Source organism: Granulicella mallensis, from assembly GCF_014203225.1.
Taxonomy (GTDB): Bacteria; Acidobacteriota; Terriglobia; order Terriglobales; family Acidobacteriaceae; genus Granulicella; species Granulicella mallensis_A.
Window position 1 is genome coordinate 105,629 of sequence record NZ_JACHIO010000019.1, and the last position, 23,440, is coordinate 129,068.

The window sequence follows — 23,440 nt, forward strand, 5'->3', positions numbered from 1 at the left end:
AAGGTGAAACCGGGCCAGTTTCATCTGCTGTCGCGATCGAATTAGGATGAGGATGTGAACTCTTCAGATGAATTGATTATTGCCGGTCGTAGTTTCAAATCGCGTCTCATTGTCGGGACAGGGAAGTACAAGGACGGGGCGGAGACCCAGGCCGCGATTGAGGCCTCGGGTGCGGAGCTGGTGACGGTCGCGGTGCGGCGCGTGAACCTCGATCGGACCAAAGAGAGCCTGTTGGACTTCATCGATCCGAAGAAGTATTTTCTGCTGCCCAATACCGCGGGCTGCTACACCGCCGAAGAGGCCATCCGGGCGGCTAGACTGGCTCGCGAGGTAGGACTGTCGGACTGGGTCAAGATTGAAGTGATTGGCGACCTGGCGACGCTGTATCCCGATGTCCAGGCGACGGTGGAGGCTACGCGGGTGCTGGTAAAGGAAGGTTTCACCGTGCTTCCCTATACGACCGACGACATCGTGTTCGCGAAGCGCCTGATTGACGTAGGCGCGGCGGCGGTGATGCCGCTGGGAGCGCCTATCGGCACGGGGTTGGGGATTGCCAATACGTACACTCTGCGGATGATGCGCGAGCTGATTACCGAGGTTCCTCTGGTGGTCGACGCGGGGTTGGGGACGGCGAGCGACGCGGCGCTGGCGATGGAGATGGGCTTCGATGCCGTGCTGTTGAATACGGCGATGGCTGCCGCGAAGAACCCGGTGCTGATGTCGTCGGCGATGAAGAAGGGCATAGAGGCCGGGCGCGAGGCGTTTCTGGCAGGCCGGATGGAGAAGAAGTTGTATGCCACGGCAAGTTCTCCCCTGGAAGGAATCTCCCGGTAACGAATCCCCTTTGGGCCGCTGGCATCGAATGAGGTAGGCTGGGAATCGACCGGTCTGTCTAGAGGTTCCCCATGGCACAGAAAACTCGTGAGCAGTTGATCGAGGTTGGACTCAAGCAGATCCATACTGCTGGATATGGCGCTACGGGAGTGAATGAGATTCTTGCCCTGGCCGAGGTCCCGAAGGGTTCGTTCTACCATCACTTTCCCAGTAAAGAAGTCTTCGCCGCGGCGGTGTTGCAGCGCTATGGGGAGGGGGAGACACATCGCTGGGAGATGATACTGGGAGATAAGAACCAGGCTCCTTTGAAACGGCTCCGTCTGTACTTTGAAGATTTGATCTCCGTGTATGGACAGACCGGGCCGATCAGCGGTTGTTTGATGGGCAATCTGACGCTGGAGATTGCCGACCACAGCGACGTATTGCAGCCGATGCTGAAGGGGTGCTTCGGTGCATGGGAGGATGCCGTCGCCGAGGCGCTTCGTGAGGCTGTGGCGGGGGGGGAGTTGGATCCCTCGGCCAACCCCGGGGAGTTGGCGTCGTTCATCGTGAATAACTGGGAAGGGGCGTTGCTGCGTTCGAAGGCTGAGCGAAGCGATCGGGCCCTGGAGCTCTTTCTGGATTTCACCTTCAAGGTGCTTTTGAAGGGGTAGTTGCAGGGGCTAGGGCTGGCTGCGACGAAGTTCGCGACCAATTCCCGTCAGAGTCAGGCATCCGTCTCCAATTCGTCAGTTAGCGATTGAGATTTTCCCGATCTTGCGAAGAGAGCCTTTTGGTCTTTCAGATGCAGTGATAACGGTGTGCCGACTCTATCCGGCGACCACATTAGAGAAGGAGAAGCCAGCGTGATCTCTGCGGCATTTCCGTACCAAAAACAGCGGCGACGGGTTCTCGGGCACGAGATGGCGTACGTGGAGGTGGGACAGGGTGATCCCATCGTGCTGCTGCATGGTAATCCCACCTCGTCGTACCTCTGGCGTAACGTGTTGCCCTATCTGGAGCCCTTAGGGCGCTGCATCGCTCCCGACCTGATCGGCATGGGTGACTCCGACAAACTGCCTGACAGTGGCCCAGGCTCGTACCGCTTCGTTGATCATCGCCGTTACCTCGACGCCCTGCTCGAGGTCCTGAACGTGCACGAGCGTGTCACCCTGGTTGTCCATGACTGGGGCTCGGGGCTCGGCTTCGATTGGGCCAACCGCCATCGCGAGGCTATCAAGGGAATTGCGTTCATGGAGGCGATCGTGGCGCCGCTGAGCCAGGAGGACTGGGACAAGATGGGAGTTCATTCAGCCGTGGACCCGCTGCGTTCGGAGGCCGGCGAGGCGATGGCTCTACAGAACAACCATTTCATTGAAGAGATTCTGCCGAGTGCCGTCCTGCGTACGCTCTCCGAGGAGGAGATGGCGGAGTATCGGCGTCCGTTTGCAGAGCCGGGCGAGGGGCGGCGGCCAACGCTGACGTGGCCCCGGCAGCTACCCATCGCGGGCGAGCCCGCCGATGTCCATGCGATCGCGGCGGAATACGCGGATTGGCTGGGGAAGAGCCGTGTGCCCAAGCTGTTCCTGAAGGCCGAGCCAGGGGCGTTTCTCGCGATTGATACGCTGGTCAACCTCGTCCGTGGATGGCCAGCACTGACCGAGAAGACGGTGGCGGGAATCCATTTCGTTCAGGAAGATTCTCCGGATGAGATCGGGCAGGCCGTTGCTGACTGGATAGCGAAGTTGTAGCGGGCGTTTGTGGGGCTTGTTCGTGCTGATGGCCAGGTTGGCTTGCTTGCACGAAGGAAGGCAATTCAGTCGTTGCGCCCTTCGGGCTTCACTCCGGCCTTCGGCAGAGTGGTACAAGTCTTCAGTTTGATCTTTTATGGCACGGTTGAAACCGTGCCCTTCCGATCTGTGTCTCAACAAACTGACTGCACCGTTCGAGCATCCTCAAAGTGCAGTTTGAGGACACGCCCTAGGAATAGACAGACTCTGGAAAAGATTCTGCATCTATAGACAGACTGGTCTACTCATATCCATGAACGCACTCAACGTTTCACATTTCAGTTCGACCGAGGTTTCCTATGACGACGCAAACTACTAAAGGCACTGTACTTATCACGGGTGCATCCACTGGCATCGGCGCTGTGTATGCCGATCGCTTCGCTCAGCGCGGTTATGACTTGATTCTTGTGGCACGCGACAAAAACCGGCTCACGGAGCTGGCGGCTACGCTGACGTCCAAGACTGGACGCAAGGTCGATATTCTGCCTGCCGATCTTACCGTCAAGGCCGACCGGCTGAAGGTCGAGGAGCGTCTGGCTTCCGACGGTGCTATTACGGGCCTCGTGAACAATGCAGGATTCGGTGCGACCGCAAAATTGATCGACTCCAAGGTAGATGACATGGAGAACATGATCGACCTGAATGTGACGGCGCTTACCCGTCTGACGGCGGCTGTTCTGCCGGGGCTGATCGCTCGCGGAAACGGCATCATCATCAACATCTCCTCTATCGTGGCGCTGGCGCCTGAGATGCTCAATGGCGTGTATAGCGGCACCAAGTCTTATGTTGTGAACCTCACGCAGTCTCTGCATAACGAGGTGAAGGACAAGGGTATTCAGGTACAGGCTGTTCTTCCTGGAGCTACCGGCACGGAGTTCTGGGACCGCGCGGGTCTGCCGGTGCACAATCTGCCGGGCGAGTGGGTCATGACGGCTGCGGACATGGTCGATGCGTCGCTGGTGGGATTTGACCAGCATGAGCTGATTACGATCCCCGCATTAGCGGATATTGCCCAGTGGGAGAAGTACGATGAGGCGCGTAAGGCGCTTGGTCCGAACCTTTCGCGCAAGGAAGCGGCGGCGCGGTATGGGTTGAAGAAGTAACTAGTGGTTCGAGTAGCGGCTCCCCGAGGGGTTTAGCCCCGAAGGGGCGCTTCATCCCAGCCCAGGGCAAAGCCCTGGGTTAGGGAAACCGTAAAGGTAGAGGGCTGAAGGCCCGATTCATCGTTGTACGGAACGGATGAGTCGGGCTTTCAGCCCTTTGTGTTTCTTTGTGCGCCAACCCAGGGCTTTGCCCTGGGCTGGGATGAAACGCCCCTTCGGGGCTGAATGGCTGCATTGCGGGTGCTTGGCGGTGGTGGCCCAACGGGCGGGAAGCAGGTTCGCTCGCTGCGCTCGGAATGACAACCAGAAAAGCAAAAGCAAAAGCAACGGCAACGACAAAAGCAGATTCCCTGCGGGAATGACAACCAGAAAAGCAAAGGCAACTGCAACGACAAAAGCAATGGCAGAAGCAGATTCCCTGCGGGAATGACAAGCAAGAAAAGCAAGAGCAGGGGCCAGTGATAATAACCCGGCCACCTAGTCCAGTGTGTACATTGCCAGACCGCTGAGAAGCTTGGGATAGAAGTCTGTCGACTTCTGAGGCATGACTTCCAGGTTCAGGGAGATGTCCTTCATCTGCTCGAGGGTGACGGGTTTGATCAGGAAGGCGATGTCGGCGTTGCCGCTGCCTACCTGGGCCAGGGCTTCTGAGGCCTCGCGCAGGTAGCGCACGTTGGAGCCGGCGCGGACCGTCTCTTCGTTCAGGCCGAGAAGCTTTTCCAGCACGACCTTATGCAGCTGCGTTACATCGAGTTGCTGCTGGCGTGGAGAGAGACTGCTGAGCAGGGGAGCGATAGCTTCGGGCTTTGGGGTGAGCAGGAAATCGCCGTCGCGGGTGGCTGCGATGAAGGCCACTCCGGGGGTATCTTTCAGGCGCTTCAGCAGGGCGGCGTCGCCGGGGAAGAGGCCTTCGGGGGTGTTGGGGATCTCCTCGATGTTGAAGTAGGCCTCGGCTTTTCTCGCGAACTCGCGGCCGTGGAAGTCGATGAGGCCGAAGGCGACGCGGTGCGTCGGCAGGATGGTGATGCCGGGGGCGTCCATGTTGACGAAGGTCATCATCATGGCCTGTTCGGGGAAGGCGGGCTGGGGCAGGCCATCGGCGGTGCGGGTGGGCTCTGCTTTTTCGTCGACGCCCAGTTCGGCGGCGCGCTCGTGCATGTAGCCGGTCGAGGTCTCGTAGCGGTGGTGGCCGTCGGCGATGATGAGCTTCTTATCGTCCATCGCGGTGAGCACGCGCTGGATGAGCGCGGGGTCGGTGAGCTTCCAGACGCGGTGCAGGACATTGTACTCGTCGGTGATCTCGAGCTCAGGAGCCGCGCCGGATTCGAAGATCGCCTTCTCGGCGGTGAAGGTCGGGTCGGAGTAGAGCATGTAGATCTGCTCGCAGTAGGCGCGCGTCGCCTTGAAGAGGGCGAGGCGATCGGACTTGTGCTTGGGGAAGGTCTGTTCGTGGCGATAGACGACCTGGTCGGCATAGTCGGAGAGCTGGGCGAGGGCGATGAAGCCGCGGCGCTCGCGTACTTCTTCCGTGCCGGGAACTTTGTAGGTCTGGGAGTAACCGTAGAGTGCGGGCTCGGCCTCTTCCTTCAGGATGCCTTCGGCGCGCCATTCGCTGAGGGTGGCGGCGGCGCGGGTGTAGACGTTCTCCTTGTCGGTGTCGCGCGGCTTCTGCTTGCCGAGGATGACGCGGATCAGGTTGTAGGGGCTGACCTCGTAGTAGCGCTCCTGCATCGCGGGAGAGATCTTGTCGTAGGGCTGGGTGACGACGTCGGTCATGTTGACGCGGGCTGGATCGTAGCGGAGTGCGCGGAAGGGGTACAAGCGTGCCATGGATTCATTGTAGCGAGTCAGCAAGTCAGCGAGACAGCGAGTCAGCAAGTCAGCAAGTCAGCGAGACAGCGAGACAGCAGGGTAATCGGTGGTGATCGTGCCAAATGGTTGTTGTTTGTTTTTCGTCGTCATCCTGAGCCAACGGCGAAGGACCCCCGCATTGGTAGGGGCACTGAGGCAGAGCGCGATGTAAAAGTTTGTGGCGCGCTTTGCGTCAAGGGTGAAGCCCTGGGTGGGGCCATAACACCCGCGATAGGTCGCCTCTTCAGGGCTCTAACTTCTCCGGGCCTGTAACCCAGGGTTCCGGCGACACGGCGACCAAAAAGCGCTCGCCAGCCGCCTCCACCCTGGGCTGGGATATATCGCCCCTTCGGGGCTGGGATTTGTGCCGGTTATTACTTTTTTTCACTTGAAAATTGCTGTTGCTCATCCTGAGAGGTAGATGAAGGCTCCCGTATTGGTGGTGCGCTTTGCGTTTGTGGTGGTCCCAATGCGGGGGTCCTTCGCCTACGGCTCAGGATGACGACGAAAAACAAACAACGACAAGAGCAGCGCTAGTGACGTCCTATAGGAAGAGCGGTGCTAGCACTAGCGTGATGGTTGCTAACAGCTTGATTAGCACGTGGAGTGAGGGGCCGGCGGTGTCCTTGAAAGGGTCACCTACGGTGTCGCCGACGACGGCGGCTTTGTGGGCGTCGGATTTTTTTCCGCCGTACTGGCCGGTTTCAATCCACTTCTTGGCGTTGTCCCAGGCGCCGCCGCCGTTGTTCATCAGCATGGCGAGCAGGATGCCGGAGATGGTGCCGACCATCAGCAGGCCCGCTACGGCGGAGGCTCCGCCGAGGTTGACCGGAACTCCGTTGATCGTGGGCACGTTGAGGATGCCGTTGCGGGTGAGGACCTCGGAGCCCGCGCCGTAGGTGGAGCTGAAGTTGCGGAAGATGAGACCCACGGCTACAGGGAGACCGACTGCGAGGATGCCGGGGAGGACCATCTCTTTCAGTGCCGCGCCGGTTACGATGCTGACACAGCGCGCGTAGTCGGGCTTGGAGGTGCCCGCCATGATGCCCGGGTTCTCGCGGAACTGGTCGCGGACGTCCTTTACCACCATCTGCGCGGTGCGGCCTACGGCTTTGATGGCGAGGGATGAGAAGAGATACGTCAGCATCGCGCCGAGCAGGGCTCCGACGAAGACGGGGATTTCGGCGAGGTTGATGTTGGTGAACGACCAGCCGGGCGGCATGTAGCCTGCGGGGCCGGCGGCGGTAACTTTGGCGGTGACGATGGACTTGATCTCTTCGAGATAGGCGGAGAAGAGCAGGAAGGCCGCGAGTGAAGCGGAGCCGATGGCGTAGCCCTTGGTCAGGGCCTTGGTGGTGTTGCCGGCGGAGTCGAGCTTGTCGGTCTTGTCGCGGACGGACTCGTCCTGGTTCGACATCTCGATGATGCCGCCGGCGTTGTCGGTGATGGGGCCGAAGGTGTCCATCGCGAGGATGTAGGCCGCGCAGGAGAGCATGCCCATGGTGGCGATAGCGGTGCCGTAGATGCCCTTGGCGTAGTCGGAGATTCCGGGGAATCCGGCGAGGCCTCTGACGCCGCAGTAGTAGCTGAGCAGCAACGCGGCGGAGATGACGATGACGGGCATCGCGGGGGTTTCCATGCCGACGGCGATGCCGCTGATGATGTTCGTCGCCGGGCCGGTGAGGGAGGCTTCGGCGATGGACTGCACAGGGCGGTACTTGCTCTCGGTGTAGTACTGCGTGATCCAGACGAAGAGGAACGCCGTTACCAGGCCGATGATGCCGCAGAAGAGCAGGTACAGGGGCTGGACGCCGGGACCGTTGAGCATCATGTAGACGGCTGTCGCGAAGCCTGCCAGGGCCAGAATCGCAGTGACGTAGAAGCCGCGGTTGAGGGCGGACATGGGGTCTTCGGTGTCGTTCGTTTTAACCACGGCGACTCCGATGATGGAGGCGACGAGGTTGATGGCGTGGACGATCAAGGGGAAGAGGATGCCCTTGATGCCGAAGACGGGATAGAGCGCCGCGCCGAGGATCATCGCGCCGACGTTTTCGGCGGCGGTGGATTCGAAGATGTCCGCGCCACGGCCGGCGCAGTCGCCGACGTTGTCGCCCACGAGGTCGGCGATGACGGCGGGGTTGCGGGGATCGTCCTCGGGGATGCCGGCTTCGACCTTGCCTACGAGGTCCGCGCCGACATCGGCGGCCTTGGTGTAGATGCCGCCGCCGAGCTGCGCGAAGAGGGCGACGAGCGAGGCCCCGAAGCCGAAGCCGACGAGTTGGTAGGGAACCTGGCGTGGGTGGTCGAGGCCTCCGAAGAAGAAGAAGAGCGCGCCGACACCGAGGAGCGAGAGCGCAACGACGACGAGGCCGGTGACGGCTCCGCCGCGCAGGGCGGCCTGGAGCGCTTTATTCAGAGAAGTGCGGGCGGCTGAGGCGGTGCGGATGTTGGCCCGGATGGAGACGTACATGCCGGTGAACCCGGCGAGCCCGGAGCAGATGGCGCCGACCAGGAAGGCGATGACGGTCTTGAGCGCGACATCCTGGGTGCGGGGCGAGAAGTAGTAGCCGAAGAAGACGACGATCGCGATGACGACGGCGAGGATGCCGATGGTGCGGTACTGGCGGGAGAGGAAGGCTTCGGCGCCTTCGCGAATGGCGTTGGAGATGGCCTGCATCTCGGCGGTGCCGGTGTCTCCGGCGAGAACGATCCTGGCCAGGACGAAGGCGGCGATGAGAGCCAGTACGCCGACGCCCATGGCGATCCAGAGCCAGAGGCTGTCGCTGCTGTTTACGGGGGTGGAAGGGATGTCTTGAAGGGTGAAGAGTGCTGCTGTAAGTACGCCGAAGTGCATGAAGGGTGGTCCTCCTTGAGTCGCGTAGATAGAGGGTGAACGGACCGTTTGGCAACGGGATAACTGCCCACCGGGGAGACGGGCGAATTAGAGCACACACGTGCGGCAGGGTCAACGCGGGGCTGTCTTTGTCTTTCTGGTTGTCATTCCGAGCGCGGCGAGTGAACCTGCTGTCTCCCGTTTTTCGCTGGTGGTGCTCAGAAGGCATGTGAGGAGCGGTTGGTGGACGCATAACGTCTGTGGCGGCACTACCAAAGAACGGGAGGAAGCAGGTTCACTCGCTGCGCTCGGAATGACAACCAGAAAAGCAAAAGCAAAAGCAAAGGCAAAGGCAAAGGCAGAAGCAGATTCCCTGCGGGAATGACAACCAGAAAGGCAAGTGCAAAAGCAACAACAAAGGCTCGTGCTATTTGCCCACGCTGGGAGAAGGTGGCGTGAGGGTGTAGGCGTCGAAGGAGCCGCGTGAGCCTTGATACGTGTAGTTCCGCCAGACGGCTGCGAAGGCGGGGTCGCGGAGAAACCAGGTCAGCAGGTTGTCGTTGCGGTCCTCGAGCACCTGGCAGTGAATGCTGACCTGCTGGCAGCGCTCGACCAGTACGAGCTGAGGGTGCCAGTGGTTGAAATCTTCCACCATGAAGCGATGTTGCAGGGCTTCGAGCGCTGCTAATTGGCTGGGTGGCAGGATGCGGCTGGGAGGCTTGCCGGCTGCCGGAGTTTCATTGCGGAGGATGGCGGGCAGTAGCCAGAGGTTGTTCATGCGCTGGGCCCAGGTCAGGTGGTAGCGCTCGATGGGCATCATGGCTTCGTCGACCGAGGTGGTCAGGGTGGCGACGGGAGTGTCGGAAGGAAGGTCCTTGAAGAACGCTGGATCGGGAGACTCGATAGCGAACGCACGGTCGGCGGTGAAGGGGTAGCCCGTGAAGTTGGTTGTGAGCGCGAGCGCCAGAAGGCAGAGCGCAGCGACAGCAGGGACGCTCCAGCGTGGGGCTATGAGTGATTTGCGGTTGGCGAGGTTGAGCAACTGGAGCACCAGGGCTGCGCCGAAGAGATCGAGGGCGGGAATCTGCTGGTAGTACCAGCCCGTTCCCTGCAGGAAGTAGGCGAAGAGAGAGGCTGTGCCCGCGATGAGCAGCAGACGAAGGAGCAATGACTGGGGTTTGGTGATTGCGTAGAGCGTGATGGTTCCGGCGGCGAGCAGGCAGAGTTCGATAGCTTCCATCGCCAGCCCGGGCAGAGAGAGATGGCCGATAGCCCAGTAGGTTTCCTTGAGCACCGGCATTGCGAGGGTGAAGTAGAGTAGCGTGAACTGGTGGGTTGCCGCGAGAAAGATTGCGCCCAGCAGCAGGATCAGAAGCGGTTCAGGACGAAGGAGTCTCTGCAGACGGCGTGTGCGCATTGTAGGGGAGGGAAGGAGAAGCAGCGCAAGCTCGATGGCGATGACCAGCAGGGCGTGGTGCGGTTTGAGACAGATGCCGATCGCCGCCATGACGCCCACGGTGCCGCGCAGGAAGATCAGGCTGTGCCGGTGAAAGTCGACTGCGGCGGCCAGGACGTAGGGCAGCACGAGGAAGGCGAGCATCTGGTCGCGCTGTCCGAAGTCACGTGCGGGAACTACGCCGAAGAGCACGATGAAGGCGAAGAGCAGCGCCCAGCGTTCGTAAGCTTCCAGTGGCCGCCAGGCGTAGCGGAGGAGACGGTAGCTCAATCCTGCGGAGAGGGCTTCGGCAAGGACTACCAGCAGTTTTGCGGCGGTGGTAGAGGGAAGATGAAGCAGTTGGCCGAGAAGAATGGGCAGAGCGGACAACCATATGACGCCCGGCGGGTTGGAGTCGAAGAGAAAGGGACCATAGATCTGGGCACCCCCGAGCCAGCGTCGTGCCATCAGAAGAAACCAGAGCTGGTCGTGGCCGGCAGCAGGAAGCAGGGCGAGCAGTGCGGCCATGCCCAGGGCAGCGAAGGTGAGGATGGCGAAGATACGCTTCATGGAAGAGGCATCCAACTTGCTAGAGCGGTTTCGGTTTTACTCGTTACACCAGGAAGATTGTGAAGATGGTTTTCCTGGGGGAAAACCATGCGAACAGCCTTCGCCCCTGTCAATGACTAAACCGAACCCGCTGTAACCGTCACAGATTGTGCCCCCTGGGCGAAGGTTTTGGCTCGGTCTACAGCGCTGGAGAAGTACAGAGGACACAAGGGGTATCTTATCGTTGCAGCCTACATTAGCACTGCTTTGGGGCTCGGATTTTCGAGTGCGAGGTTTTGTGGGTTCGTGGCGTAAATTGAGAGTGCGGCTGGTGTTTCCATTGGGGGCTAAGGATGGGTATTGAGAGTCGCGAGAGGTACTATGCGTCGTTGCAGTAAAACGTTAGAGACATTCGTAGTTTTCGGGATATTGAGCGGCGGGCTATTGTGCGTGCAGATGGCCGCCCAGACGGCGCCTCCCGCTCAGCCGCAGCAGCCACCCGCGCAGACTCGGCCGATGCCGCCGCTGACGGTGGACTCCGATCCTGTGCCTTCACCGGATTCCGATACGACCAAGGGACCTCTGCAGAATCCCGGACAGGCTGCCGGATCGGGTAGTAATAACGGCACGATCACGCGGCAGGATGGTCACTTCACGCTGCACGCGAATGCTTACGAGGTGAGGCTGAATGCCTCGGTCGTCGATAGCTCGGGGCATACGGTGGACTCGCTTCCCGAGGATGCCTTTCATGTGTACGAGGACGGCGTTGCGCAGGAGATTCGCGGCTTCAAGCATGAAGATCTTCCGGTGTCGCTCGGGATTCTGATCGATAGTTCGGGGTCCATGTATGAGAAGAGCGCGGCGGTGAATGAGGCGTCGCTCGACCTGGTCAAGCTGTCCAATCCGCTGGATGAGGCGTTCCTGGTGGACTTCAGCTCAGAGGCCTATATCGATCAGGACTTCACGAACAGCATCGCGAAGCTGCAGCAGGGGCTGGCCTACATCCATACGAGCGGAGGGACGGCGCTGTATGACGCTGTGGTCGCGTCGGCCGATTACCTGAGCAAGAATGCGAAGCATCCGAAGCAGGTGCTGCTGATCGTTACCGATGGCGAGGACAATGCGTCCAGCGCCTCGCTGGAGTCGGCTATCCGGCGCGTGCAGGATCTGGACGGGCCGGCGATCTATTGCATCGGGCTGCTGTTCGGTGACGATGTGAGCCGGAGTGAGGCCAAGCATGCCAGAGAGGTACTGCAGGAGCTTGCCCAGCAGACCGGCGGGCAGGCGTACTTTCCGAAGTCCTTGAAGGATGTCGACGGGTTGACCCGTGAGGTTGCGCAGGATATCCGCACGCAGTACACGATTGAGTACCACTCGTCGAAGTCGCCTGCACTGGGCGGATACCGGCAGATCCATGTCGAGGCGAAGGCGAAGGGGTTCCACGGCCTGCAGGTGAGGACGAGGACGGGATACTTCCCGAAGCCTGCGTCTTCTGACGCTCCGGCGCCTGGTACTCCAGCCAGCAAGTAAAACGAAGCCATGCGGACGCAGCTTGATTTCGTCGCGGAAACGATTACGATTGCGATTCCATGATGTTGGTTCTTCCGGCGACGGTAGAGGGTAATTTCTGAATGCGAATCGGGAACGATGTAATGGCGTTGGTGGGGCATACGCCCATGGTGCGGATCAACCGGCTGACGGCTGCCGGATCGGCTGAGGTTTGGGCCAAGCTCGAGATGATGAATCCGGGCGGGAGCATCAAGGACCGCGCTGCGCTGGGGATGGTGCTCGATGCCGAGCGGCGCGGTGTGCTCAAGCCGGGCGGTACGATCTGCGAAGCCACGGCGGGAAATACCGGCATTGGGCTGGCATTGATTGGTGTGCAGCGTGGCTACCGCGTGAAGCTGTTTGTGCCAGAGGGCTTCGCGGAGGAGAAGTGCATCATCATGCGGGGCCTGGGCGCGGAGGTGGAGCGGACTCCGGAGAGCGAGATGGTGGCGGGAGCGATTCGCCGGGCTCTGGCCTTCGAGCGCGAAACTCCGGGGGCGTTCGCGGCGATGCAGTTTGAGAACCCCGCCAACCCCGACTTCCACGAAGAGACGACAGCGGTGGAGATCTTCGAGCAGATGGAAGGTCGCATCGACGCCGTTGTGTTCGGGGTAGGGTCAGCGGGGACGTTTACCGGCATTGCGCGGTTTATGAAGAAGAAGCTCGCGGCGGTCCTGACGGTTGCTGTAGAGACCCAAGGCAGCGTGCTGCAGGGCGGCGAGCCGGGACATCATCGGGTGGAGGGCATTGGCGTGTCGTTTGTGCCGCCGACGTTCGACCGCAGCGTGTGTGATCGCATCGTGAAGGTGACGGACGATGACGCCTTTGCGATGGTGCGGCGGATGGCGCGGGAAGAGGGCATCCTGGGGGGATCGAGCTCCGGCGCAATGATGGCGGCGGCGGTTGACGTGGCGCGGGAGCTGGGGGCGGGCAAGCGGGTGGTGACGCTGGTTCCGGATTCGGCGGAGCGGTATCTGTCGAAGGGCATTCTGGACGAGTAAGGGATGCGGAAAAGCTTTGACGCAAAGGGCGCGAAGAAAAGAGCCAAGTTTCGCAACGGGTGCTGTGGCGGAACCGGGTTCCTTTTGCGCCACAGCTTTTGGAGCAATGCGAGACCTGAGTGGGCGCATCTGCATCGAAAGCAGATAGCATAGCTGCGGTACCTACGAGGAGAGTTTTGAATGCTTGATCTGCAGACGGTAAACAGTGTGTTCGAGATCATGAGCAGCCGCGGCGATGAGACGGTCGCTCTGCATCAGGTGGGCGGCGAGTGGAAGCCGATTACCTCCAAAGCGTTCTATGGCCGCGTGCGTGCCGTGGCCGGGAAGTTGAAGAGCTGGGGGATCGGCAAGGGCGATCGCGTGGCGTTGGTCAGCGAGAATCGCTGGGAGTGGGCGGCTACGGACTTTGCCGCGCTGGCGATGGGCGTCGTCGATGTGCCGCTCTATCAGACGCTGACACCCGAGCAGATGGGGTACATGCTCAGGAACTCCGGCGCGAAGGCGATCTTTGTTTCGACCAAGGCCCAGTATCTGAAGGTTGTTGCTGCGGGTGAGATTCCGTCGCTCGAACACGTTGTGGTGTTCGATGAGGGCAGCTTCGATGGGGCGGAGAGCTTCGCGGAGATCGTAAAGGACTCCGCCGCGCTCGAACAGCGGGACGCGGCCTTTGACGCGATGGTGAAAGAGGTGAAGCCGGAAGATCTGGCGACGATCATCTACACCTCTGGAACGACGGGCGATCCGAAGGGCGTGATGCTGACGCATGGCAATCTGGCGAGCAATATGCGCTACTCGACCGACGGTTTCGGCATCGTCCAGGGGGATGTCTCGATCTCCTTTCTGCCGCTGTCGCATGTAACGGCACGGCACCTGGACTATGCGCTCTATGGGCTGAAGGCAGTGCTGGCGTATTGTCCGAAGATTGACGCGCTTACCGGCGCGATGAAGACGGTGCAGCCGACGATCTTCCTGGCAGTGCCGCGCGTGTACGAGAAGATTCGGCAGTCGGTGGAGCATAAGTCCACAGGGATGAAGAAGCGCATCCTGGAGTGGGCGGTCGGCCGTGGCAAGGCGAATCGGAAGAAGCTGCTGCTTGGCGAAGAGCCCAAGGGATTGGGCTGGCAGCTGGCGAACAAGCTTGTCTACAGCAAGATTCGCGAGGCCTTTGGCGGCCGGGCTCGGATCTTTATCGCCGGTGGCGCGCCGTTGGGTATGGATTCGGCGGAGTGGTTTCTCGACGTGGGCATTCGTATCTTTGAGGGCTATGGAATGACCGAGACCTCGCCGGTGATTGCGCGCAATATGTTCGATGGCTATCGCATCGGCACAGTGGGGCCGATTGTTCCGAACATGGATACGCGCATCGCGGAGGATGGCGAGCTCGAAGTGCGTGGGCCTGCGGTCTTCATTGGCTACTGGCAGAACGAGGAAGCGACGAAGAGCGAGTTCACAGTGGACGGCTGGTTCAAGACCGGCGATATCGGCAAGATTGAGGACGGGTTCCTGTCCATCACCGACCGCAAAAAGGAATTGCTGAAGACCAGCGGCGGAAAGATGGTCGCCCCGCAGCCGATCGAGAACAAGCTGAAGGCGAATAGCCTCGTCGCTCAGGCGGCTTTGATCGGGGACAAGAAGAAGTTCATCAGCGTGCTCATCTCTCCGAACTTCCAGACGCTGGAGAGCTGGGCCAAGCAGAACGGTGTTGCGACCAGCGATCCCAAGGCGCTGGCCAGCGATCCCAAGGTGCAGCAGGTCTATGCCGAGATCGTGAAGAAGGTGAACGCCGACCTCGCGCATTACGAGGCGATCAAGAAGATCGGCGTCGTGCCGGAGGAGTGGAGCGTGGATGGAGGAGAGTTGACTCCGAGCATGAAGCTCAAGCGCCGCGTGATCCTGGAGAAGTACAAGTCCCAGATTGAGAAGTTCTATGGCGAGTAGGTCCTTCCGCTGGCTGGCGATAGGGCTGGTAGCAGGAGTGGCGGGGGCTCAGGCCCCAGTGGTGCCGACCGATCACTACGGGCCACCGGTATGTTCGGCGGCTGCGGCCCCGGCGCATCGCATGACGGCGGAGGCCGCGAAGGCTGAGCAGGAGCAGGGAGCTGGCGATTCGCACGCAATCCTTTCAGCGGAGCCGCTGGAGAACTTTGCGATCGCCCGCTATCGTCTGGCGGATTATGCCGACTGTGTCGGCACGAACGGCTGCTACTGGGCCGATCTGGATGCCCAGTACAGGCGCGCGGAGGAGGCTTTGACTACAGCCGTCGCCGCTAAGAAGCCAGGCGAGAAGCTCGCGGTGGTGATGGACATCGACGAGACCGCGCTTTCAAGCTACTGCGAGATGAAGCGCGAGGACTTCGGATACGTTGGGCCGCTGTTCAATGCCTGGATCGTGTCGCCGGAGGCCTCGGTGGCGATCCCCGGAGGCCTCCGGTTCTTCAACAAGGCGAAGGTTGAGGGGGTCTCCGTGTTCTTTATTACGGGGAGGGCCGGAGTTCCGGACTACTCTTCCGGCAAGCCTGCGGTGGACCAGACGGAGGCGACGGCTCGGAATCTTGAGGCGGCGGGTTATCGTGGCTGGGCAGGGTTGGTGCTGCGCAATGGCGGCGAAAATACGGTGTCGACGATTGAGTACAAGTCGGAGGAGCGCCACAGGATTGCGGATAAGGGGTATCGCATCGTGATGAGCGTGGGCGACCAGTGGAGCGATCTGCTGGGGGAGCCGAAGGCTGAGGTTAGCGTGAAGCTGCCGAACCCGTTTTACTTTTTGCCGTGATGTTGTCGTTTTGAAGGGTGGGATTTCAGCCCCGCTGTTGGCTTTCGCGACGGAGGGAATGTTCGCTCGGAAAGATTCCCTCAGCGGCTGAAGCCGCCTTTCTGAGTGGTTCCTACGTATGGCCTAAAGGCCATACCTTTCAAAACAGTTCCAATCTGAAGCCCATACCGTCTCCAAAGATTCCACGCGTCGACCGCGCCTGCGACTATGTGAGCCTGAAAGGGTTGCTGTAACATCCAAACTTCATGGGTTTATTGAAACGAGCTGAAAAAGACGGGCGCAGGTTTCTGAACCCTGTGCCGGCGGCGGTGGGCGGGTTTAGCATCGCCCTGAAGGTTCTGCCGCATTACCTGAGCAACAAGGAAGAGACGGAGCCCAGGATTCCGCTGGGGCCGTTTCACACGGATGCCGCCCTTTATGCGGAGGCTCCGGCGAGCGGGTTGCGTGTGACCTGGTTTGGGCACTCTTCGTTGCTGGTTGAGATCGACGGCGTGCGTGTCCTGATCGATCCAATCTGGGAGCAGCGCGCGAGTCCGATGCAGTGGTTCGGGCCGAAGCGCTTCTTTGCTCCCACGCTGGCGCTGGAAGACCTGCCGCCGGTGGATGTGGTGCTGATCTCGCACGACCACTATGACCACTTCGGAGCGCAGACGCTCCGCCGGTTGGCCACCCTGAACCCGAAGACCCGGTGGGTGACTTCGCTCGGAGTAGGCGAGCGACTGAAGCGGCTTGGGGTGGAGGCGGGCCAGATCCAGGAACTCGACTGGACGCAGAGCGCAGAGATTTCAGGTCAGGCGGGTGCGTCGCTGAAGATTACGGCGTGGCCGTCGAAGCACTTTTCGGGTCGCGGATTGTTCGACCGCTTCACGACGCTGTGGAGTTCCTTCGTGCTCGAAGGGCCGAGACATCGGGTGTACTTCGGAGCCGACTCCGGCTGGTGGGAGGGGTTTGCTGAGATCGCCGCGCAGTACGATGGCTTCGATCTGACCATGCTTGAGATCGGAGCGTTCAGCCCTCTCTGGTCAGATATCCACATGGGGCCGGACGGTGCGGCGAAGGCCTATCAGGATCTGGGCGGGCCGGAGAAGGCTGGGTTGCTGATGCCCATTCACTGGGGATTGTTCAACCTGGCTCTGCATGGTTGGCGTCAGCCAATGGAACGGATGATGGAGGTGGCGCAGGCGGAAGGGCTGCCGATCTGGTCTCCACAGCCTGGAGTTCCTTCTGAGGTCACATCCGGAGACCGGCTGTTCTCTGCCTGGTGGCACCATAAATAACTCTTTCATAAACAATTACTTGAAGTGTTTATAGAATGTTGTGGTTTACCGGTATCGCTTTAAGGTATTAACGAAGTTGTAACGAGTTAGCACCTGGATACGCTATCCGGACGATTCCCCTTGTAACCCTGTGGAAAAGGGGGTACAAGAGAGGTGCGCCGGGAATAGCCGACGATACGCGGAGAATTGGAGACACCGATGGCAGGGGCAGCGAACGTACAAGTGGCATTGCGCGAGGTGATGGATATCCGCCAGGCGTCAGAGTATCTGGGGATCAGCGGCGACACGCTCTATCGCTACGCGTCTGAGGGTTTCGTGCCGGCGTTCAAGCTGGGCAATCGCTGGCGCTTTCGAAAGAGCCTGCTGGATGCCTGGATGGACGAGAAGAGCGGGGTTACTCCGCCCTCGCAGCATGTCGATCCGGCGAAGAAGAAGCCTGTGTCGCGGGCTCGTTAGGGTTTAGGTGCCTGTCTGGGCGGTTGTGTTTTTTAGCGTCCAGTTGCGAGATGTGAGTCGCGAGTTGCGAGATAGTAAGTTGCAGATGCTTAGGATTGGCGCTGATTCTTCACCTTGTACATGAGCTTTGGCTGGCGCGCGTAGAGTAAAGGTGTGCATAAGAACGACCCGAAACTCATCCTTATAACGCTGTTGGTCGAGCTGGGCGTGGCGGCGGCGGTTGCCAGCTCCCTGGCGCGATCGACGCACTTCAAGCGGCTTCTCTTGCTGCGCGAGCGGAGCCGTCGCGAGACGCTGCAGCTGCTGGCCTGGATCTGCGTTCCGTTGATGCTGGGCGTGATGGTTCGTGTACGCGTGCCGAACTTCCTGGCTGCCGATCTCTCCTTTGAGGCGACCGCCGTTCTTGGGCTGCTGTTGGGGCCTGCGGCTGCGATGGTGGGCGGTGTGGTGTTGGCGCTTCCGGCGATGCTGCATCACGAGTACCTTGCTCTGGCGGCGAACCTGATGATCGCCCTGATCTTCGGAGCGTTCGGACAGTTCGCGGAAGAGGATGACATCTGGTCGTTTTCCCCGCTGATCGACCTGAGTATTTATCGCTGGGTGCGGCGTACAGTAACGCATCCCCATCTCGACCGGCAGATCTTTCTGCTGGTGCTGTTGATGGCTGTGCAATTCGGCACAAGTCTTTTATCTCATTTCTATCCAAGGCGATACTTCGAGTTGTACTCGGACTCCTGGATCGTTGAACTGGCGATCTGTGCATGTGCGCCGGTGGTTGTGGGAATCCCTCTGAAGATCTGGAACGCGGTGCGCATCGAGCAGAAGCTCGAGGAGCAGGGACGCCTGTTGCTGGAGGCTCGGCTGGATGCGTTGCAGAGGCAGATCAATCCGCACTTTCTGTTCAACACACTGAACTCGATTGCGTCGCTCATACGGTCGAAGCCCGAGCTGGCGCGCGAGATGATCGTCAAGCTCGGCAACATCCTGCGCATGCTGCTGCGGGAGGGCGAGGCGTTTGTCGCGCTGGGGGAGGAACTGACGTTTACGGATGACTACCTGGACATCGAGGTCGTCCGGTTCGGGGAGAAGTTGCGGGTGGTGAAGGAGATCGCCGCCGACACGCTGGATGTGGTCGTGCCGAGCATGCTGCTGCAGCCGCTGATCGAGAACAGCATCAAGCATGGGTTGGAGCCTCGCATCAGTGGCGGGACGGTAACGCTGCGCAGCCGGATCGAGCATGGGCGGCTGGTAATCGAGATTGAGGACGATGGAGTGGGGATCGAACCGGGGGGCGGCATAGCGGCTCCGGTGAGCGGGATCGTCCGTGAGGGCTCGGGGATCGGGATGAAGAATGTTCGCGAGCGCATGCAGGTTCTGTACGGGGGAGCGGCGCATGTGGAGATCGTCAGCCGGCCGGGACGCGGGACGAAGGTACGGCTGGTCATGCCGGTGGATGGTGTGGAGGGCCGGGAACGGCTGGGGGAGTTCGCACGGTGAGGGGGACGAACGCCTCCTCGTGTGAGCCCTATTTTATTGCCCCTAAGCAATGTTCCACAGCTGCGGCGTAACCGTGCCGTGAGCTGGCTTTGTTAGAATGAGGCGCGGTGGGACGTTACGAATGGCGGAACTGATTGAGTCGATTGCTGGAGCTTTGGGGCAGAGGATTGCCGTCGATAAGCGACCGGCACTTGAAGACAGGCTGCAGCACCGGATTGCCGGAACCGGCCGGAAACGCAGCAATAATAAAAGAGAACTGAATCAAAAGGGATTGAGGAAGACCATGACTGAGATTGTGTCCATTCACGCACGAGAGATTCTGGATAGCCGCGGCAACCCGACGGTGGAAGCCGATGTCGTGCTTGCAGACGGTGTACGCGGCCGCGCGGCTGTGCCCAGCGGCGCTTCGACCGGCGAGCATGAGGCGGTGGAACTTCGTGATGGAGACAAGGAGCACTATCTCGGCAAGGGTGTTTTGCAGGCGGTAGAGAACGTCGAGAGCATCCTGGCTCCGGAGCTTGCGGGCATGGATGCCAGCAACCAGCGCCTGATCGACGCGACGATGCTCGCGATCGACGGCACGGAGAACAAGAGCCGTCTCGGCGCGAACGCGATCCTGGCGGTGTCGATGGCCTGCGCCCGCGCTTCGGCCGACGCGCTGGGGATTCCGCTGTACCGCTACCTCGGCGGTGTGAATGCGTGCATTCTACCCACGCCGATGATGAACATTCTGAACGGCGGCGCCCATGCCGACAACAACGTGGACTTCCAGGAGTTCATGGTGATGCCGGTGGGCGCGGAGACGTTCTCCGACGCATTGCGCTGGGGCACCGAGGTCTTCCATACGCTGAAGGGCGTGCTGAAGAAGAAGGGCTACAACACGGCTGTGGGCGATGAGGGCGGGTTTGCGCCGTCGTTGAAGTCAAACGTCGAGGCGTTGGAGCTGATCCTCGAAGCGATCGAGCTGGCCGGTTACAAGGCGGGCGAGCAGATTGCGATTGCCCTCGATCCGGCGTCGAGCGAGTTCTACGACAAGAGCACGGGCAAGTACATCTTCAAGAAGTCGGACAAGAGCGAGAAGAACTCGGAGCAGATGGCGGCGTACTGGGAGAGCTGGGTTCGCCAGTATCCGATCATCAGCATCGAGGACGGCCTGGCTGAGGACGACTGGACGGGCTGGAAGATCCTGACCGAGAAGATCGGGCGCAACGTGCAGCTTGTGGGCGACGATCTGTTTGTGACGAACTCCAAGCGTCTGCAGCGCGGTATCGAAGAGGGCGTCGGCAACTCGATCCTGGTGAAGGTGAACCAGATCGGCACGATCTCCGAGACGCTGGAGGCGATTGAGCTGGCTCGCCGCAGCGGTTATACGTCGATCATCTCGCACCGTTCGGGCGAGACCGAAGACACGTTCATCGCGGACCTCGCGGTGGGTACAGGTGCAGGGCAGATCAAGACGGGCTCGGCTTCGCGTACGGACCGTATTGCGAAGTACAACCAGTTGCTGCGCATCGAGGAAGAGCTCGGGCAGACGGCGGAGTTCTTGGGACGCAGTTCGGTGAACTGCGGAGAGTAAGTATTCGCCTTTGACCAATATTGAAGTAAAGGGCGAAGGCCCGGTCCATCGTGTTGAACGATGGGGCGGGCCTTCGGCGTTTAATCGCTATTCATGAGTCTTCATCCGTCGAAGAATGGGACGCTGCAAATAGCGCGAAGCGCAAACCGTGACGCTTTAGCGGCGCGGGACGGAGGGAGCCGTAGCCTTTTAGGCTACGGAATCAGGAGCAGGCAAGAATCGGGCTTTAGCCCCGGGCTTTTTTGACCGCAGCCGAAAGAAGGCCCGGGCCTAAAGGCCACATCTTTGCCAAGCCTCTAGTTCCGTAGCCTAAAGGCTACGGCTCCCTCCGTCTCCCTGACGCTGAAGCGTCAGGGAACGCGCTTCGCGCCACCACGTCACAGATTTTTTAGACACGCTCATGACCCGGTAAGCTAGGAGAATGAGAAGCAAGTCACCTGTCATTCTGACCATTCTTGACGGCTGGGGTTACCGTGCCGAGACGAACGCCAACGCTATTGCTCTGGCACGCAAGCCGACGTATGACCGTCTGCTGCGCGAGTATCCGAACACGCTGATTCGCGCGAGTGAGACCTTCGTTGGACTGCCGGATGGGCAGATGGGAAACTCCGAGGTCGGGCATCTCAACCTGGGTGCGGGACGCGTTGTGCGCATGGATATCTCGCGTATCGATGCGGCGATTGCCAAGGGTGATTTTTTCGAAGATCCGGCGCTGGTAAAGGCTATGCGGCATGCCTCGGAAGAGGGCCGCGCGCTTCACCTGATCGGACTGGTGTCGGATGGCGGTGTGCACTCGCAGCAGCGTCATCTGCACGCGCTGCTGCGGCTGGCTGCGATGCACAAGCTTGAACGAGTGTATGTGCATGCCTTCATGGATGGCCGCGACACGATGCCGACCAGCGGTGTGGGCTATCTCGAGGAGTTACAGCAGAAGTTTGCAGAGTATGGCGTGGGCAGGCTGGCCAGTGTGAGCGGACGTTACTTCGCGATGGACCGCGATCTTCGCTGGGAGAAGGAAGCCAAGGCGTTTCGCGCGATGGTGACGGCGCAGGCCGAGGGTGGCGCGTACTACGATGCTGTCGCGCGGGTGCGGGAGAGCTACAACAACGGCGTTACCGATGAGTTTATCGAGCCGTTCGTTTGCATCGACGAACAGGGCGCGTTGATTGGGCGCATCGCGGACCACGATGCCGTGATCTGCTTCAACTATCGTGCGGACCGGGTGCGGCAGATTACGCGGGTGCTCGCGCGCAACAGCGGCATTACCGCGGACCGTGGGATGAGTCTGCCGAAGGCGGCGGAGCTCGATGCGGAGATTCCGCTGGAGAGCGTGCCGCGCGATCTGCACTACCTGACGATGACGCAGTACGATCCTAAGTTTTCTCTGCCGATGGTGATTCCGCCGGAGAGCATGGATAACCTGCTGGCGAACGTGATGGGTGTGCATGACCTGCGCAACCTGCGTGTAGCTGAGACGGAAAAGTATGCGCACGTGACGTACTTCTTCAACGGCGGCATTGAGAAGCCGTTTACGGGAGAAGAGCGCGAGCTGGTGCAGTCGCAGAAGGTGGCAACGTACGACCTGGCTCCCGAGATGTCGGCGAACGGGATTGCGGATGTGGTGGTGCGGTCGATTACAGACACCGCCTTCGACGTGATCATCGTGAACTTTGCGAACGCGGACATGGTCGGGCACTCGGGCAAGATCGCGCCGACAGTGAAGGCGGTCGAGGTGGTCGATGCCTGCCTGGGGCGAATCTATGATGCGGTGCGTGCTCACGGTGCGTCGTGGATTATTACGGCTGACCATGGGAATGCCGAGATGCTGATCGATCCTGTGACCGGCGGTCCGCATACGGCGCATACGACGAATCCGGTGCCGTTTATTCTTGTGACCGATCAGGGGAAGAAGATCGGAGTGCGGGAGGGCGGATCGCTGCGGGATATCTCGCCGACGATTCTTTCGTTGATGGATCTGGAGTTGCCGAAGCAGATGACGGGTGGGGATCTGCGGGTGGTGCCGAGCTAGAATAGTGAGGAGGAACCGCAGATGAATCTCGAACTCCAGATTCCGGATGATGTAGCGCACCTTCTCGCGGCGGAGTACGCTGACTTGTCGAGGGCCGCCATCGAGGCATTGGCGCTTGAAGGATACCGTTCTTTGCGACTTTCTGAAGGTCAAGTGAGGCAGATGCTTGGTTTCTCCTCGCGTATGCAAGTCCATGCTTTTCTCAAGGAACATGGTATTCCTCTTCATTATTCGATGGCCGATCTCGAACAGGATCGTGAGACGTCCCGGCAGTTTGAAGACAAGGTTAAGATCGGTAATCATCGCGCAGCATGATTGTTGTTGCTGACACTTCGCCAATCAACTATCTCGTGCTGATCGGGCACATTGAAATCCTGCCCTATTTCTACGGTCGTATTCTGATTCCGCCGATCGTCTGGGAAGAGTTGCAGGATGCCAATACTCCCGAGCAGGTTCGTTTCTGGATTGCACGAGCCCCAGACTGGCTGGAAACACGGGTTTTGTCGCAAGCACCTGATGCTTCTCTTGATTTTCTTGATCGTGGAGAACGTGAAGCGATTGCCCTGGCTGAACAGCTTGGAGCAGATCGCATGATCGTTGATGAGACGCTTGCACGTGGAGAGGCGCAACGGCGGAAGCTGTCGGTAATTGGAACATTAGGGGTACTGCGTAATGCCGCTCGTGCCGGTCTACTGAACCTTCCTGAGGCGCTCTCCGAACTACAAAAGACGAGTTTCTATGTAGCCCCCGAATTGATTCGGTCTCTGCTCGAAGAAGACGCTTCGCGATTGAAGAAAGCTTAATCAGCCACGCCTTCTAGACCATTTTACTTTTGGGTATAGATCTAGATACTTTTCAATTGTTTGGGTTTGGGTGATTGTTAGGAGATGGCGCGAGCGTATAGCGATG

The 23,440-nt window shown here is 60.0% G+C and carries 18 protein-coding genes; 15 read left to right on the plus strand and 3 right to left on the minus strand.

Annotation, left to right across the window (positions count from 1 at the left end; genetic code table 11):
* Window positions 1-54: 54 nt before the first annotated feature.
* The 4 genes from HDF15_RS19960 (at window position 55) to HDF15_RS19975 (ending at window position 3,706) form a co-directional block, all read left to right on the plus strand.
* Window positions 55-834 (plus strand): thiazole synthase, encoded by a 780-nt coding sequence (locus HDF15_RS19960; protein ID WP_311733160.1) that lies wholly within the window; start codon window positions 55-57, stop codon window positions 832-834.
* A 71-nt stretch (window positions 835-905) separates the two neighbouring features.
* On the plus strand, window positions 906-1,487 hold the full coding sequence (locus HDF15_RS19965; protein ID WP_184258747.1) for a TetR/AcrR family transcriptional regulator: 582 nt from the start codon (window positions 906-908) through the stop codon (window positions 1,485-1,487).
* A gap of 192 nt (window positions 1,488-1,679) precedes the next feature.
* A complete protein-coding gene (locus HDF15_RS19970; RefSeq protein WP_184258749.1) occupies window positions 1,680-2,564 on the plus strand; it encodes a haloalkane dehalogenase in 885 nt (294 codons plus the stop codon).
* Between the two features lie 338 nt (window positions 2,565-2,902).
* Window positions 2,903-3,706, plus strand: coding sequence for an SDR family oxidoreductase (locus HDF15_RS19975; RefSeq protein ID WP_184258751.1), 804 nt, complete (start codon window positions 2,903-2,905; stop codon window positions 3,704-3,706).
* Window positions 3,707-4,183: 477 nt separating this feature from the next.
* On the opposite strand, the gene HDF15_RS19980 is transcribed toward HDF15_RS19975, so the two are convergent.
* The 3 genes from HDF15_RS19980 to HDF15_RS19990 form a co-directional block, all read right to left on the minus strand.
* Window positions 4,184-5,536, minus strand: coding sequence for a DUF1015 domain-containing protein (locus HDF15_RS19980; RefSeq protein WP_184258753.1), 1,353 nt, complete (start codon window positions 5,534-5,536; stop codon window positions 4,184-4,186).
* 565 nt (window positions 5,537-6,101) lie between these two features.
* Window positions 6,102-8,411, minus strand: a complete 2,310-nt coding sequence (locus HDF15_RS19985) for a sodium-translocating pyrophosphatase (protein WP_221314528.1) — start codon at window positions 8,409-8,411, stop codon at window positions 6,102-6,104.
* A 406-nt stretch (window positions 8,412-8,817) separates the two neighbouring features.
* Window positions 8,818-10,395, minus strand: coding sequence for a hypothetical protein (locus HDF15_RS19990; RefSeq protein WP_184258755.1), 1,578 nt, complete (start codon window positions 10,393-10,395; stop codon window positions 8,818-8,820).
* A 435-nt stretch (window positions 10,396-10,830) separates the two neighbouring features.
* On the opposite strand from HDF15_RS19990, the gene HDF15_RS19995 reads away from it, so the two are divergent.
* The 11 genes from HDF15_RS19995 (at window position 10,831) to HDF15_RS20045 (ending at window position 23,334) form a co-directional block, all read left to right on the plus strand.
* Window positions 10,831-11,904 carry a VWA domain-containing protein gene (locus HDF15_RS19995; RefSeq protein ID WP_260331197.1) on the plus strand — a complete coding sequence of 358 codons (1,074 nt, stop codon included), beginning with the start codon at window positions 10,831-10,833 and terminating at the stop codon, window positions 11,902-11,904.
* Window positions 11,905-12,005: 101 nt separating this feature from the next.
* Window positions 12,006-12,923, plus strand: a complete 918-nt coding sequence (locus tag HDF15_RS20000; protein WP_184258759.1) for a PLP-dependent cysteine synthase family protein — start codon at window positions 12,006-12,008, stop codon at window positions 12,921-12,923.
* Between the two features lie 180 nt (window positions 12,924-13,103).
* Window positions 13,104-14,861 carry a long-chain fatty acid--CoA ligase gene (locus HDF15_RS20005; RefSeq protein WP_184258761.1) on the plus strand — a complete coding sequence of 586 codons (1,758 nt, stop codon included), beginning with the start codon at window positions 13,104-13,106 and terminating at the stop codon, window positions 14,859-14,861.
* Entirely contained in the window at window positions 14,851-15,696 is an 846-nt protein-coding gene (locus tag HDF15_RS20010) for an HAD family acid phosphatase (RefSeq protein ID WP_184258762.1), read from the plus strand. The genes HDF15_RS20005 and HDF15_RS20010 overlap by 11 nt, the downstream gene beginning before the upstream one ends.
* Before the next feature lie 245 nt (window positions 15,697-15,941).
* Window positions 15,942-16,973, plus strand: coding sequence for an MBL fold metallo-hydrolase (locus HDF15_RS20015; RefSeq protein WP_184258764.1), 1,032 nt, complete (start codon window positions 15,942-15,944; stop codon window positions 16,971-16,973).
* A gap of 198 nt (window positions 16,974-17,171) precedes the next feature.
* Complete coding sequence (locus HDF15_RS20020; RefSeq protein ID WP_184258766.1) at window positions 17,172-17,429, plus strand: helix-turn-helix domain-containing protein; 258 nt, start codon at window positions 17,172-17,174, stop codon at window positions 17,427-17,429.
* Window positions 17,430-17,582: 153 nt separating this feature from the next.
* Window positions 17,583-18,926 carry a sensor histidine kinase gene (locus tag HDF15_RS20025; protein WP_184258768.1) on the plus strand — a complete coding sequence of 448 codons (1,344 nt, stop codon included), beginning with the start codon at window positions 17,583-17,585 and terminating at the stop codon, window positions 18,924-18,926.
* A gap of 283 nt (window positions 18,927-19,209) precedes the next feature.
* Window positions 19,210-20,502, plus strand: coding sequence for a phosphopyruvate hydratase (gene eno / locus HDF15_RS20030; RefSeq protein WP_184258786.1), 1,293 nt, complete (start codon window positions 19,210-19,212; stop codon window positions 20,500-20,502).
* A 421-nt stretch (window positions 20,503-20,923) separates the two neighbouring features.
* Window positions 20,924-22,531, plus strand: coding sequence for a 2,3-bisphosphoglycerate-independent phosphoglycerate mutase (gene gpmI, locus HDF15_RS20035; protein WP_184258770.1), 1,608 nt, complete (start codon window positions 20,924-20,926; stop codon window positions 22,529-22,531).
* Window positions 22,532-22,552: 21 nt separating this feature from the next.
* A complete protein-coding gene (locus tag HDF15_RS20040) occupies window positions 22,553-22,846 on the plus strand; it encodes a UPF0175 family protein (protein WP_184258772.1) in 294 nt (97 codons plus the stop codon).
* Window positions 22,843-23,334, plus strand: coding sequence for a DUF3368 domain-containing protein (locus HDF15_RS20045; RefSeq protein ID WP_184258774.1), 492 nt, complete (start codon window positions 22,843-22,845; stop codon window positions 23,332-23,334). The genes HDF15_RS20040 and HDF15_RS20045 overlap by 4 nt, the downstream gene beginning before the upstream one ends.
* Window positions 23,335-23,440 lie beyond the last annotated feature (106 nt).